This is a genomic window from Pseudomonas sp. efr-133-TYG-103a, assembly GCF_030209235.1.
Classification (GTDB): domain Bacteria; phylum Pseudomonadota; class Gammaproteobacteria; order Pseudomonadales; family Pseudomonadaceae; genus Aquipseudomonas.
The window spans coordinates 65,077-79,174 of the sequence record NZ_JARVSK010000019.1 but is presented as its reverse complement, the minus strand read 5'-3'; the positions used below and the strand labels follow the sequence as shown (position 1 = coordinate 79,174).

The window sequence follows — 14,098 nt, the reverse complement described above, 5'->3', positions numbered from 1 at the left end:
CCAGGCAGACGGACCGACTCAAGACGCATCAGCCAGCAGTAAGGCCGCAATGCGATGGACGCATACGCAAGCGGTGACAGGAGATGGATATTTTAAGCGTTACCAGTGCCCCACGTCAGATACCGCAGGAAAGCTGGTATCTGGTGCAATGCAAGCCTCGTCAGGACGCGCGTGCTCAAGACAACCTGCTTCGTCAGGGCTATGAGTGTGTTCGGCCCATGTGTGTGCGCCAGGAAGTGGTCAAGGGATCCATGCAGTCCCTTTCCGAATCGCTTTTTCCGGGTTATCTGTTCATCAACCTTCCATACGACACCAGTTGGGCGCCTTTGCGCTCGACTCGCGGCGTGGCCCGTATCGTCAGCTTTGGCGGTAAGCCACTGGCCGTTCGCGCATCGTTGGTCGCCGAGTTGAAGAACCGGGTGATCGATACGACGGCTGCGCCGCTGAAGGCGGGCGTAACCGTGAAATTCCAGCACGAAGAGTACGCAGATCTCGACGCCGTTTTCCTCGGGAAGGACGGCGAGGAGCGTGTGATTCTGCTGATCAATATTTTGAACCGCCAGCAACAGGTCAGTGTGCCGCTGGCGAGCATAGCGTTGGGCTAAACCGGGCCGGCTTGTCGTCGGCCAGACAATCAGAAGCTGCGTTTTCAGGAAACGAACGTTAAATCCTGGGGCGGTAGCGTGTCCGAAGAGACCTATGACCAAGAATACAGACCTGCTGCTCACCCATTCGCCCCTTGCCCGACGTTCATGGGAATCTTTGCGATGATGTCAGCAAGTTATCGAAGACTTCTGAGCGTGGCGCTCCGCAGTTTGACGCTCGGCTGCAAATTTGTGCTCGTCTTTTTTTTGGCCCGGTTGCTGAATCCTGAGGACCTCGGGTTATACGGCTTGATGGTCGTGACTGTCAGTTATGCACTGTATGTGTTGGGTTTTGATTTCTACACCTACACGACCCGAGAACTCTTGAAATATGATCGGAGTCGTTGGGGCGAATTTTTGAAGTCTCAAGTTGCACTGACAGCAGTGCTGTACGCATTGGCGATGCCTGGGCTATCCATCTTGTTCTATCAAGACCTGTTGCCTTGGGCATTATTGAGCTGGTTTTTTGCTCTGTTGGTGTTGGAACATCTCAATCAGGAACTCAGCAGATTGCTCGTAGCAGTTTCAGAGCAATTAACTGTCAGCGTGATGCTGTTCGTCAGGTCAGGCGCCTGGGCGATTTTGGTGACGGCCTTGATGTATTACGACGAGGATTATCGTACGTTGCCAGTAGTGCTGGGCGCTTGGCTGATTGGTGGTGGAGTGGCTATGGTGATCGCCCTCCATAAGCTTTCGCGGCTGAATATCGGAGGCTGGCGGGCCGACGTTGATTGGCGTTGGATTGCGACAGGCTTGAAGGTAGCGGTTCCTTTGGTGATCGCGACCTTAGCGCTGAGAGGAATATCGACGGTTGACAGGTATTGGTTCGAACACACCGCTGGGCTGCGCTATTTAGGTGCCTATGTATTGTTTGGCGGCCTAAGTGCCGCTTTGATTTCCTTTTTAGATGCAGGGGTTTTTTCCTTCATTTATCCGAATCTTATCAAGTTGCATCACGAGAAAAAAGTTAACGAATTTAATGATGAACTGAAAAAATTAATGATACATACCGTTTTTGTCAGTCTGGCGTTTTCTATCATCGCTTTTTTGGCGATAGATCCAATGCTGGAGTGGCTAGGAAAAGACGTATATATACAGCAGCGCGATCTTTTTCCGTGGATACTGGCCGGGACCGTGTTGAGTGGTTTGAGTATGATTCCCCATTACGGTCTTTATGCTAAGGGGATTGACGCGCCGATCATCAAAAGTCACCTAGTGGGGTTCGTAGTGTTCTGCGGATCGGCGTGGATTTTGGTGGACCAACTTGGTGCGCTCGGAATTCCTGTTGCGGTGTGCGTGGCGCAAATGATGATCCTTTGCTGGAAAACGCTGAGTTTCGTACTGCAACATAATATGTTGTCGTCTAGAATTTATTAAGTATGTAAGGAAGTGGATATGTTCACTAACAAAACCATCCTCATTACCGGTGGTACTGGTTCGTTCGGCAACACCTTTGTTCCGATGACCCTAGCAAAATACAATCCGAAAAAGATAATCATTTTTTCTCGCGATGAAATGAAGCAGTGGGATATGGCGAAAAAGTTCGCTGGGGATCCACGTGTTAGATTTTTTATTGGTGATGTCCGTGATAAGGATCGCTTGTACAGAGCGTTGGACGGCGTTGATTATGTCGTTCATGCCGCTGCAACCAAGATCGTTCCAACAGCCGAGTATAATCCGTTCGAATGCATCAAAACCAATATCAACGGCGCAATGAATCTGATTGACGCCTGTATCGATAAGGGCGTGAAGCGAGTGGTAGCGCTGTCTACTGACAAGGCCAGTAGCCCGATCAACTTATACGGTGCCACTAAACTTGCGTCCGACAAAATGTTCGTAGCAGGCAACTCTTACGCCGGCGGACATGATACTCGGATGGCGGTAGTGCGGTACGGCAATGTCATGGGATCAAGGGGCTCGGTTATTCCTTTCTTCATGTCAGTGAAAGACACAGGCGAAGTTCCAATCACCGATGCGCGAATGACGCGCTTCATGATCTCGCTGGAGGAGGGAGTAGAGCTGGTCTGGCATGCGTTCGAAGATATGGAGGGAGGCGAAATCTACGTCAAGAAAATACCGTCCATGAAAGTTACGGATCTTGCGCGTGTTGTTGCTCCAAATGCCAGTCAAAAGATCGTCGGTATTCGCCCCGGGGAAAAGCTGCACGAGCAGATGATCAGTGCAGAAGATGCTTATTATACGTACGAATACCCTGAGCACTTCAAAATTCTACCCGTCATCAATGAATGGGCTAGCTGCCCAACCAGAATAAAAGATGGGAAGAAAGTCCCCGAAGGATTTGTTTATTCGAGCGATAACAACAGTGAGTGGATGACTGACGAAGATTTGCAGCGATGGATTGAAGCGAATGAAGGAAAAATAGGGAGTATTTAAGAATGATTCCATATGGCCGGCAGGATATCACGCAGGCGGACATCGATAGCGTTGTTGAGGTGTTGCAATCTGACTTCCTGACGCAGGGACCCAAGGTTCCAGAATTCGAGGCCCGCGTGGCGAGGCATGTGGGCGCGAAATATGCCCTCGCTGTTAACAGTGCAACTTCCGCCCTGCATATTGCCTGTCTGGCCTTGGACCTGGGTCCGGGAGATCGGTTGTGGACGTCGCCCGTGACCTTCGTAGCATCCGCGAATTGTGGTGTTTATTGCGGGGCGAGCGTCGACTTCGTCGATATCGATCCGAAAACGTACAATATTTGCCCAAACGCATTGAGCCTTAAGCTGGAAGATGCAGCTCGCGAAGGAAAACTGCCGAAGGTACTGGTCGTCGTGCACCTTTGCGGCCAATCTTGTGATATGCAAGCGATACATGCTTTGGCGATGCGCTACAGTTTCAAGGTAATAGAGGATGCATCTCACGCAATTGGCGGCAAGTATAAAGGTCATTTTATAGGTGGTTGCCAATACAGTGATATCACGGTATTCAGTTTTCACCCTGTGAAGATTGTTACCACAGCCGAGGGCGGCTTGGTGCTGACCAATAGCGCAGCGCTTTCGGGAAGGATGGAGCTGCTGCGAAGTCACGGTATTACGCGCAATCCAGACCTAATGGAAGAGGCCAGTCCTGCTCCTTGGTATTATGAGCAGATCGATCTAGGCTACAATTATCGGATGACTGAATTGCAGGCCGCGTTGGGAATCAGTCAACTGGACCGCCTCGATGAATATGTCAGTAAGCGGCACGCTCTTGCAGCTCGGTATGATGACTTGCTTGCCTCGCTCCCGGTAGTAACGCCTTGGCAGCATCCTGAAAGCTATTCCGGCTTTCATCTCTACGTAATACGCCTTCAGTTAGATCAAATATCAAAAAGCCGCCTGGAGGTGTTCCGTTCTCTGCGCGCCCAAGGCATTGGTGTAAACGTGCACTACATTCCTGTGTATAAACAGCCTTACTATAAGCAAATGGGATTCAGCGGCGAGGACTTTCCCGAGTCTGAGGCCTATTATGAGGAAGCGATTAGCCTCCCGCTTTTCCCAACGATGTCTGAAGTCGACCAGGATACTGTAATCGCAGCTCTACATCAGGCGTTGCTGTGATGAGACTGGCCGTCATTCCTGCCCGCGGAGGAAGTAAGCGAATTCCTCGTAAGAACATCAAGGAGTTTGGTGGTAAACCTCTAATTGCTTGGTCCATCGAAGCTGCGTTAAAGAGTAAATGCTTTGATCGGGTGATAGTGTCCACTGACGACGTCGAAATCAGCAATGTTGCTAAAAACTATGGGGCAGACGTCCCCTTCATCAGGCCTGAAAATCTTTCCGACGATTTCACTGGAACGATCCCGGTTATCCAGCACGCAATCCAATCGCTTTCCAGCGACGGCACCGATTTCCAAGAAGTATGTTGTTTATACGCGACTGCTCCTTTCGTCAGACCTGACGACATCAGTCGCGGGCTGCACGAGCTGAACTTATCCGATGCGTCGTATGCGTTTTCCGTTACGAAATACCCGTTTCCTATTCAGCGCGCGGTCAGGCTGAATGAAGAAGGTCGTGTACAAATGTTTAGCCCGGAAATGTTCAGCGTCCGGTCTCAAGATTTGGAAGAGGCTTATCATGATGCGGGCCAATTTTACTGGGGAAAAACTCAAGCTTGGCTTCGAGGAACCCACATCTTTTCAGTGGAATCAGTGCCTGTTCATCTTCCGATGCATCTCGTTCAAGATATTGATACCGAGGAAGACTGGATCCGGGCAGAGTGGATGTTCAAGGCGTTCGCATTAGCCTCCGGAGAGAATTAACCCGCCGCAGCTTCCGTCAGCTATCTGACAATAGGGGAGCGCGCGGTCTGAATGTTTGGGGAGATGATTGTGGAAAATAGCAGCGGCAGCGTTTATAAGCTCAGACTGATGGGTGATGAACATCTCGACCTGGTTTTGGGTTGGCGTAATCATCCGGAAGTTCGGCGTTACATGTATACCCAGCATCTTATCAGCATGGAAGAGCATCAAGCTTGGTTTAAACGCGCTTGTGCAGATGACGCGAAATGTCTTCTAATCTTCGAAAAGCTGGGAAAGCCCATCGGTTTTCTCAACTTTTCGCTCCAAGGCAAGGGAAGGGTGGCGGACTGGGGTTTTTATATGGACCCCGACCATCAGAAAGGCGATGGCCGGCATCTTGGCTTAGAGGGATTGCGTTACGGGTTTGATAATTTAAAATTGCATAAAATATGTGGCCAAGCGCTTGAATACAATAACGCCTCCATCGGGTTTCATGAGTATTTAGGGTTCGTACAGGAAGGTTGTTTGCGAAGTCATGCATTTGATGGCAAGGAATATAATTCTGTAATATGCTTCGGACTCCTGGCCGAAGAATGGGCCAGTGACAAGGTTAAGGTATGAAGACTCCTACGATTAAGATCAATGGTCGCTGCATCGGAAGTAATGAGCCGCCTTACATTATTGCAGAATTGTCGGCGAACCATAACGGTAATATTGAGACCGCAAAGGCTATTATTAGAGAGGCTAAGCTGGCAGGCGCTGACGCTGTAAAATTACAGACGTATACCGCTGATACCATCACGCTTAAATCCGACGGTCCTGACTTCCAAATTCGAGGCGGTTTATGGGATGGCAGAACGCTCTATGATCTATATCAAGAAGCCCATATGCCATGGGATTGGCATCGGCCCCTTTTTGAATTTGCACGAAGTTTGGATATCACGATTTTCAGTTCGCCATTTGACAAAACTGCGATCGATCTTCTTGAAGATCTTAATACCCCTGCTTACAAAATTGCTTCATTCGAAGCGATCGACTTGCCACTGATCAGATACGCCGCGTCCACCGGGAAACCCATGATTATCTCGACGGGGATGGCTGATGCTGAAGAGATATCTGAGGCGATCAGTGCTGCACAGGAGGGGGGCTGTACAGAGCTTGCCATTTTGCACTGCGTGAGTGGATATCCAGCTCCGGCTGCTGACTATAATCTTCATACTATTTCGGATATGAGGAAGAGGTTTGGCTTGGTAACGGGGTTGTCGGACCATACACTGGATAACACAACTGCGATAACCAGCGTTGCTCTAGGTGCGTCGATCATTGAGAAGCACGTGACGCTAGATCGAAACAACGGTGGCCCCGACGACTCGTTTTCTCTACAGCCTGCGGAGCTGGCGGCGCTTTGCCGTGACACTAAGACCGCCTGGAGCGCTTTGGGGAGCATCGACTATGGGCGAAAGTCCAGTGAGGTCGGAAATGTGCAGTTCCGGCGGTCACTGTACTTTGTTAAAGCACTTAAAGCTGGGTCCGTAATTACAGAAGACTCTATCCGGAGCGTTAGGCCTGGATTTGGCGCGTCTCCCAAATTGCTTGATAAAATTCTGGGCTGTACAGTGACCCGTGATGTTTTAATCAATACTCCGGTGCTACTCGATGAGCTCGACTTTAGTTAAGAAAAATATTAGATCGTTATTACAGCACTCGCCTGTGTCGCTGCAATTAGCCATCGCGGACCTGTTCTGGATGTTATGGGAGTCTAAGCTTCAGCTTTATCGGGCAAATCGTCTCCGCAAGCGAGGGATGGCAGAATTCAAGATGTCCGAGGAGCAGACCGCTAAGTCGGAATGTCATATTCTCGCATCAGGTTGGAGTCTGAATTATACTTTCAACACAATTCCCCGGTCTGCCGCTTATGTGATTGGTTTCAACTATTCGTTTTTGAAATGTCCTGACCCGGACATTCACTTTATAGAATGTGCCTCTCATAAGGATAAACGCTTTATCCAAGCAACAACGTGGATTTACTCTGGCCTGAAAAAATCAAAGGCGTTTGATCGTTCTAAGATTGTCTTTAAAAATATATCCGAATTAAAAAATTCGCATAACATGATAGCAGGGCTTTACAGTGATAATGGACTGTTTATGCAAGATCGCCATTTTCGGATATTTAGCCCGCAAGGTGTGCCGCATATTCTGAAGAAAGCTCTGGCTGAACGCAGTGTCTTGCCCCAGGCGGTCTCTAGCGTAATCAGCATGATATTCCTTGCTCGAAACATGGGGTTCAAGAATATCGTTATTCACGGTCTGGATTTCGGCGGGCCGCATTTTTATGGCAGCAGCCCAGAGGCAATGATTTTTGACGATGCGGCGGACATTGGGTTGGTCCCTCTTTCGGATGAGATGGTAACGCCACACAAAACGGCGATAGGAGAGAGCGGAGTGGGAACGCGCACTCTTCTAATCGAGCTGAAGCGCTCATTGGAACAGGAGGGCGTGACTTTGCTTTCGGCCTCGAAGGTATCCCCCTCGTCTGAACTATTGGGAGTTTGGGTTCCCGAAGGTGCTGGGGTCGATAATGCGTCATAATATTTTGGCGAGATTCATATATCTCACTATGCTATGCCTGAGCTGTGCTTACGTTGGGTTGTGTGCAGCAGCGTTTTATTATGGTGACCTCGCATTGAGGACAAGCGTTGTAATAGTCGGTACACTAATTTTTTTTATGATGCTTGCTAACCGAGGAAGAAGACTCGGGCAGCCTTTTGTATGCACCATCTTGGTATTCTTATGTATCTTTGGATTTTCGTGGCTTAATTCTGAAGAAACCTCATTTCGAAGCGTGTTCACAGTGTTTATACTTTTGGGGTGCTTTGGCGTCGCTTGGTTCACCTTGGACTACGAAAAGACTGCCGTATTTTTTGAATACCCTTTTTACTTGATGCTTGCCTTTAGCCTGTATCTCATCGTTGTAGAGGGGTATGGCCCATCTCAGTTTAATAACCTGTTGGAAGGTTCTAGCAGGAACGTCTATTCAGGCGCGCTGATAGCGCTTGCAAGCGGATACATTTATTCTCGTGTTTTAACAGGCAAGGTTATAGCGCTGTGGCCTTTGTTTTTGGTCGTCGTTATAAGCATTCCTCTGTATAGTCGCAATGGGCTTGTAATTTCGGTCCTTCTATTTTCTTTCGTATTAATCAAGCGTAGTCCCATAGCGGCAGCGGTGTGTGCTTTTCTTTCAATGGTTGCCGTCGCTTTGTTCTGGAGCCAGATAATGGACGCCGTTATGGTGGACACTAATCTTGGTGCGGGGCTCACAAGTGATCGTTTCAAAATTGCAGGCGATTTCCTTGCGCATTTAAACTTCCTGAATGTTCTCAAAGGTACAGACTTGAGCCAAGTCGACGCTGTCGTCGATTTCGGTGGGAACCCTCACAATGCTTACATTAGACTGCAGTCATTTTATGGAGCTGCTCTGTTACCCTTTCTTGTAGTGGTGTTTGTGTCGCTAATCCAACTTCTGGTAGATAAAAAATATCTTCTGGCTTTTGTTCTTTTTTTATATTTGTTTAGAGCCTATTTCGATATTTTTTATTTATTCAATCTTTTCGATTTCCTCGTTTTCCCATTGGTTTTTCATTGGTACTTCCGTAGGTATCTGAACCAGTCTCGTAATAGTGGTGACGCGCTTTTGAGGTCTTGAGGCTCTCTTTAGCTAGTTGGCGAAAATAAACTCCAAGGTTAACTCTTCATGAAAAAAGCTTTAATTACCGGTATTACTGGCCAAGACGGCTCCTACCTAGCTGAGCTGCTGTTAGAAAAGGGCTACGAAGTTCACGGCATCAAGCGCCGTGCATCTTCATTCAATACCCAGCGGGTCGATCATATCTACCAAGACCCACACATCGACAATCGCAATTTCGTGCTTCACTACGGCGATTTAACTGATTCGTCAAACCTCACCAGGATCATCCAGGAGGTGGCTCCTGATGAGGTTTACAATCTCGGCGCTCAATCGCACGTTGCGGTCAGTTTCGAGTCGCCCGAATACACTGCCGATGTGGATGCCATGGGCACGTTGCGTATTCTGGAAGCGATTCGACTCCTGGGGCTTGAGAAAAAAACTCGGTTTTATCAGGCCTCGACTTCTGAGTTGTACGGCTTGGTGCAGGAAACACCGCAGAAAGAAACCACTCCCTTCTATCCAAGGTCTCCCTACGCAGTCGCAAAGCTCTATGCGTACTGGATTACGGTCAATTACCGTGAGTCCTACGGCATGTTTGCGTGCAATGGCATTCTGTTCAACCATGAGTCGCCACGTCGGGGAGAGACGTTTGTAACCAGAAAGATCACCCGAGCGCTTGCCAACATCTCTCAAGGTTTGGAGCCGTGTCTGTATCTGGGCAATATGGATGCGCTGCGTGATTGGGGGCATGCGAAGGATTATGTACGCATGCAGTGGATGATGCTTCAACAAGACACCCCTGAGGACTATGTGATCGCGACCGGTGTGCAGCACTCGGTGCGCGACTTCGTACGGTGGTCCGCGGCTGAATTGGGCATTGTTCTTAGATTCGAAGGAACAGGTGTTGACGAAGTCGGTATCGTGGACAGCGTAGACAGGGCCATTTCGACAGTCCTGAATGTGGGAGACGTCATCGTCCGCGTTGACCCCCGCTATTTCCGTCCGGCAGAAGTCGAAACATTGCTGGGGGATCCTTCAAAAGCGAAAGAAAAGCTTGGCTGGACCCCTGAGATCACCGTTCAGGAAATGTGCGCGGAAATGGTCAGGGAAGACTTGAAGGCAGCCCAACGGCATGCCCTGCTGAAGTCCCACGGCCACGAAATTCCCGTATCTGTGGAGAATTGAGATGGCTATGGAAACGTCAGCGAAGGTTTTTGTCGCCGGACATAAGGGGATGGTCGGGTCCGCGATCGTCCGCCAATTGAAGAAGCTTGGGTACACGAACATCGTCTGCGCTGGGCGTGATGAAGTAGATTTTCTCAATCAGAATGCGGTCAACGAATACTTCGGCGCGCATTCGTTTGATCAAGTTTATCTGGCTGCTGCAAAGGTGGGGGGGATTCACGCCAATAACGTCATGCCCGCCGACTTTATCTATCAAAACCTCATGATCGAGGCAAACATCATCCAGGCCGCGCATTTGTCTGGTGTGCAAAAGCTGTTGTTTCTCGGGTCGTCCTGCATCTATCCCCGTGATGCTGAACAACCTATGAAAGAAGACGCGCTATTGACCGGCGTGCTGGAGCCTACCAATGAGCCGTACGCGATCGCGAAGATTGCAGGCATCAAGTTATGTGAAAGTTACAATCGCCAGTTTGGGCGTGACTACCGAAGCGTGATGCCAACGAACCTCTATGGCCCCAACGACAATTTTCATCCTGAAAACAGCCACGTTATCCCTGCACTGCTGAGAAGATTTCATGAGGCTGTGTCGGAGAATGTAGCTGAGGTGGTGATCTGGGGAAGCGGTAAACCGATGCGCGAGTTTCTCCACGTTGACGACATGGCCGCAGCCAGCGTGCATGTCATGGAGCTGCCTTCCGATGTCTATGCCACACACACACAACCCATGCTTTCCCACATCAACGTTGGCACAGGGGAAGATTGCACGATCAGGGAGTTGGCCGAGACCGTTGCTCAGGTAACCGGCTTTCGCGGCAACCTGGTTTTCGACAGCACTAAACCTGATGGGACGCCTCGTAAGCTGATGGATGTCAGTCGTCTACAACGCTTGGGGTGGAAGTCCAGCATCAGTCTGGAAGCAGGCCTGGCAGATGCTTACCGTTGGTTCGTAGAGCATCGTCTTGAGGCGAGAAGCTGACGTTTGCATCCCCCGGAATTCAGCTCATTTTAAAGTCACCAGCAGCGTTAACCCTGCATCCGTGTGAAGGATTGCACAATGTTTTATCCGGTAATTTTGGCGGGTGGCTCTGGCTCCAGGCTCTGGCCACAGTCGCGGCATTTGAACCCAAAGCAGTTTTTACCTCTGGTCGATCCCGAAGTATCAATGCTGCAATCGACGGTGGGTCGGCTGACTGGCTGTACGTTCGGTTCGCCGATCGTGATTTGCAATGAAGAGCATCGCTTTCTTGCAGCTGAACAGCTGAGGCATCTCAAAGGGATCCACGCGCATATTTTGCTTGAGCCACAGGGTAGAAACACCGCCCCAGCGGTAGCATTGGCAGCGTTGCACGCCTTGGAGTTCGAAGATGACCCGACGCTTCTCGTTCTGCCGGCGGATCATTTCATAGGAGACGTGAGCGCTTTCCACTCCAGCCTGGCTGAAGCTGAGCAGCTTGCCGATAATGGAAAGCTTGTTACTTTTGGAATCGTGCCGACCTACGCAGAGACTGGATATGGGTATCTCAAATGCGGGGAGCGTTCTACGAACGGCAGTTACCGGTTAGATCAATTCGTTGAAAAACCGGATCGCCAGCACGCTGAAGAGTTCGTTAGCAAGGGCGGTTACTACTGGAACAGTGGCATGTTCATGTTCAAGGCACGTCGATATCTGGCGGAGCTGGATGTACATGCGCCTGCTATCGCTTCAGCATGTCGGGCCTCAATGGCCAGCGCTCGAAAAGATCTGGATTTCGTGCGCATTGGTGTCGATGCTTTCGTGAGGTGCAAAAGCGACTCGATCGATTATGCCGTCATGGAGCACACCCAAGATGCGGTTGTTCTGCCGCTGAATGCTGGCTGGAGCGACATCGGATCTTGGTCAGCGCTGTGGGATATTGGCGAGAAAGACAGCGCCAATAATGTCGTGGTAGGCGATGTGGTCACCGAAGCGAGCAAGAACAGCTATATCAGCGCCAATCATCGCCTCGTGGCCACGCTCGGCGTTGATAACCTGATCATCGTGGAGACGAAAGACGCGGTGCTGGTCGCCCAGAAGGACTGCGTTCAGGATGTTAAGCGCATCGTCGCACAGCTTGAGGAAAAAGGTCGTCAGGAACACCTTGAACACAGAGAGGTGTACCGGCCGTGGGGCGTGTATGACTCTATTGATCAGGGCCCCCGATACCAGGTTAAAAGAATCACCGTCAACCCAGGCGCGAAGCTTTCCGTACAGAAGCATCATCATCGTGCGGAACACTGGATTGTCGTGAGCGGTACTGCGCAAGTGACCAATGGTGAAGATACCTATCTGGTCACTGAGAATCAGTCGACCTACATTCCAATTGGGCAGATCCACGCGCTTGAAAATCCGGGCGTCATTCCCCTTGAGTTAATTGAAGTTCAGTCCGGCTCTTATCTGGGAGAGGATGATATCGTTCGTTTCGAAGATAAATACGGCCGGGTAAAAGGTTAAGCATTTGAAAATTTCTATAATTACAGTTTGCTACAACAGCGCGGCGACTATTCGCGATACAATCGAGTCCGTCCTGGCGCAGAGTTATCCTGATATTGAATATATTGTTGTGGACGGCGCATCGAAGGATGCCACCGTTTCTATCGTGGGCGAGTACGAAGGGCGAATAGCGAAATTCATCAGCGAGCCCGATAAGGGAATCTACGATGCGATGAATAAGGGGGTCGCGCTCGCCACGGGTGATTACGTCGGGATCTTGAACTCTGATGACGTTTTCAAGGATGCCAGTGTCATTGCTTTACTGGCCGAAGAATTGAAGCGTCTACCTGATATCGGCGCCGTGTACGCAGATCTTGTATTCGTCGAGAGAACCAACACCGATGCCGTCACGCGCACCTATTCTTCTGCTGGCTTTTCCCCATGGAAAATACGCTTTGGCTTCATGATTCCTCATCCTACCTTCTATGCGCGCCGCGAATTATTTTCGAAGTTGGGTCATTACAAGATTAATTACCGCGTCTCGGCTGACTTTGAATTGATGGCGAGGTTTATGTCGAAGGGCGTCACAATGGCGCGGATACCGGCGACGTTTGTGAAAATGCGCGATGGTGGCATCAGTACCACAGGATTTTGGTGGCGCGTGCACCAGAATATGGAGATCGTCAGAGCGTGCAGGGAAAACGGGATCTACACCAACCTGGCAATGATCGCGTTAAAGGTGCCCTTTAAGCTGGCAAGCTATCTAAAGCGCTGATGCTTGGTTTTTGCCCTCGGATGGAGTCCTTGGTACATGGGTGCGTTATCGTGAAAGTGTTATGGCTATCGGCGCTGGTCGTTTTTCTGTTCTCCGTTATTTTGACCTGGCTCTTGCGAATGTATGCGCTGCGAAACAGCGTGATCGATATTCCGAATGAGCGCAGTTCGCACAGTGTTCCTACCCCTCGTGGCGGCGGGGTGGCTATCGTCATCTCCTTTATGGCGGTGCTGCCTTACCTCTGGTATTCAGAGCTATTGCAGTTCTCAGATATGTGCGGGTTGCTTGGCGCAGGCGGCGCTTTGGCGATCCTGGGTTTTCTTGATGATCACGGGCATATCGCTGCTCGCTGGCGTCTAGCCGGGCACTTCATTGCTTCAGGATGGATTCTGTTCTGGCTTGGAGGCTTGCCAGCCATCGAGATGTTCGGCACCCGCTTTGACTTGGGGTGGATCGGAACCGTTTTGGGTGCTTTTTATATTGTCTGGCTGCTCAATCTCTATAATTTCATGGACGGTATTGACGGCCTCGCCAGTGTTCAAACCATTACTACATGCGTTGGCGCCTGCGTTTTGTATTTCTGGATTGGCGAGAACAAGCTCATCCCCACCTCACTGCTTTTAGCCGTCAGTGCAGGTGGATTTTTGTGTTGGAATTTTCCGCCGGCCCGGATTTTCATGGGTGATGCGGGGAGCGGGTTCCTCGGCATTGTGCTGGCGGCGCTGTCACTCCAGGCCAGCCAGAACAACCCTGATTTTCTGTGGGCCTGGTTAATTCTGTTAGGTGTGTTCATCGTCGACGCGACTTTCACCCTCATGCGCAGACTCCTTCGCGGTGAGCGTGTTTATGAAGCCCATCGCACCCATGCCTATCAATATGCTTCCCGCCAGCACAAGGCGCATTTGCCGGTGACTCTCACCGTGCTGCTGATCAACGTACTTTGGTTGTTTCCATGGGCGGCTGCTGTGGTGCTGTTCAAACTTGACGGTCCTGTTGCTTTGTTGGTCGCCTATGCTCCACTGGTCGCACTGGCAATCAGATACAATGCTGGAACGCCTGAGCGCGTCTAACGCAAGGTTACCGGGCTTTTTTTAAAGGGCTGTCGTTTTTTCTGGAGAGTTTTGAG

The 14,098-nt window shown here is 50.2% G+C and carries 14 protein-coding genes; all 14 read left to right on the top strand.

The window, feature by feature from the left end:
• Positions 1–83 precede the first annotated feature (83 nt).
• The 14 genes from rfaH (at position 84) to QRN36_RS16665 (ending at position 14,042) form a co-directional block, all read left to right on the top strand.
• Positions 84–605, top strand: a complete 522-nt coding sequence (rfaH, locus tag QRN36_RS16730; protein WP_285425075.1) for a transcription/translation regulatory transformer protein RfaH — start codon at positions 84–86, stop codon at positions 603–605.
• Between the two features lie 78 nt (positions 606–683).
• Positions 684–2,021 carry a hypothetical protein gene (locus tag QRN36_RS16725; protein WP_285425074.1) on the top strand — a complete coding sequence of 446 codons (1,338 nt, stop codon included), beginning with the start codon at positions 684–686 and terminating at the stop codon, positions 2,019–2,021.
• 18 nt (positions 2,022–2,039) lie between these two features.
• On the top strand, positions 2,040–3,038 hold the full coding sequence (gene pseB, locus QRN36_RS16720) for a UDP-N-acetylglucosamine 4,6-dehydratase (inverting) (RefSeq protein ID WP_285425073.1): 999 nt from the start codon (positions 2,040–2,042) through the stop codon (positions 3,036–3,038).
• A 2-nt stretch (positions 3,039–3,040) separates the two neighbouring features.
• The gene (gene pseC, locus QRN36_RS16715; RefSeq protein ID WP_285425072.1) at positions 3,041–4,198 is read left to right on the top strand and encodes a UDP-4-amino-4,6-dideoxy-N-acetyl-beta-L-altrosamine transaminase; all 1,158 of its coding nucleotides are present in this window, start codon (positions 3,041–3,043) and stop codon (positions 4,196–4,198) included.
• Positions 4,198–4,899 (top strand): pseudaminic acid cytidylyltransferase, encoded by a 702-nt coding sequence (pseF, locus tag QRN36_RS16710; RefSeq protein ID WP_285425071.1) that lies wholly within the window; start codon positions 4,198–4,200, stop codon positions 4,897–4,899. Before pseC ends, pseF begins: the two co-directional genes overlap by 1 nt.
• A gap of 69 nt (positions 4,900–4,968) precedes the next feature.
• Positions 4,969–5,499: a UDP-4-amino-4,6-dideoxy-N-acetyl-beta-L-altrosamine N-acetyltransferase gene (gene pseH, locus QRN36_RS16705; protein WP_285425070.1), complete on the top strand. Its 531-nt coding sequence runs from the start codon at positions 4,969–4,971 to the stop codon at positions 5,497–5,499.
• Positions 5,496–6,554: a pseudaminic acid synthase gene (pseI, locus tag QRN36_RS16700; protein WP_285425069.1), complete on the top strand. Its 1,059-nt coding sequence runs from the start codon at positions 5,496–5,498 to the stop codon at positions 6,552–6,554. Before pseH ends, pseI begins: the two co-directional genes overlap by 4 nt.
• A complete protein-coding gene (locus QRN36_RS16695; protein WP_285425068.1) occupies positions 6,535–7,467 on the top strand; it encodes a hypothetical protein in 933 nt (310 codons plus the stop codon). Before pseI ends, QRN36_RS16695 begins: the two co-directional genes overlap by 20 nt.
• A complete protein-coding gene (locus QRN36_RS16690; protein ID WP_285425067.1) occupies positions 7,457–8,581 on the top strand; it encodes a hypothetical protein in 1,125 nt (374 codons plus the stop codon). The genes QRN36_RS16695 and QRN36_RS16690 overlap by 11 nt, the downstream gene beginning before the upstream one ends.
• A gap of 48 nt (positions 8,582–8,629) precedes the next feature.
• Entirely contained in the window at positions 8,630–9,748 is a 1,119-nt protein-coding gene (gmd, locus tag QRN36_RS16685; RefSeq protein WP_285425066.1) for a GDP-mannose 4,6-dehydratase, read from the top strand.
• 1 nt (position 9,749) lies between these two features.
• Positions 9,750–10,724, top strand: coding sequence for a GDP-L-fucose synthase (locus tag QRN36_RS16680; RefSeq protein WP_285425065.1), 975 nt, complete (start codon positions 9,750–9,752; stop codon positions 10,722–10,724).
• A gap of 78 nt (positions 10,725–10,802) precedes the next feature.
• Positions 10,803–12,218, top strand: coding sequence for a mannose-1-phosphate guanylyltransferase/mannose-6-phosphate isomerase (locus QRN36_RS16675; RefSeq protein ID WP_285425064.1), 1,416 nt, complete (start codon positions 10,803–10,805; stop codon positions 12,216–12,218).
• Between the two features lie 4 nt (positions 12,219–12,222).
• On the top strand, positions 12,223–12,972 hold the full coding sequence (locus tag QRN36_RS16670; protein WP_285425063.1) for a glycosyltransferase family 2 protein: 750 nt from the start codon (positions 12,223–12,225) through the stop codon (positions 12,970–12,972).
• A 20-nt stretch (positions 12,973–12,992) separates the two neighbouring features.
• Entirely contained in the window at positions 12,993–14,042 is a 1,050-nt protein-coding gene (locus QRN36_RS16665) for a glycosyltransferase family 4 protein (protein WP_373568762.1), read from the top strand.
• Positions 14,043–14,098 lie beyond the last annotated feature (56 nt).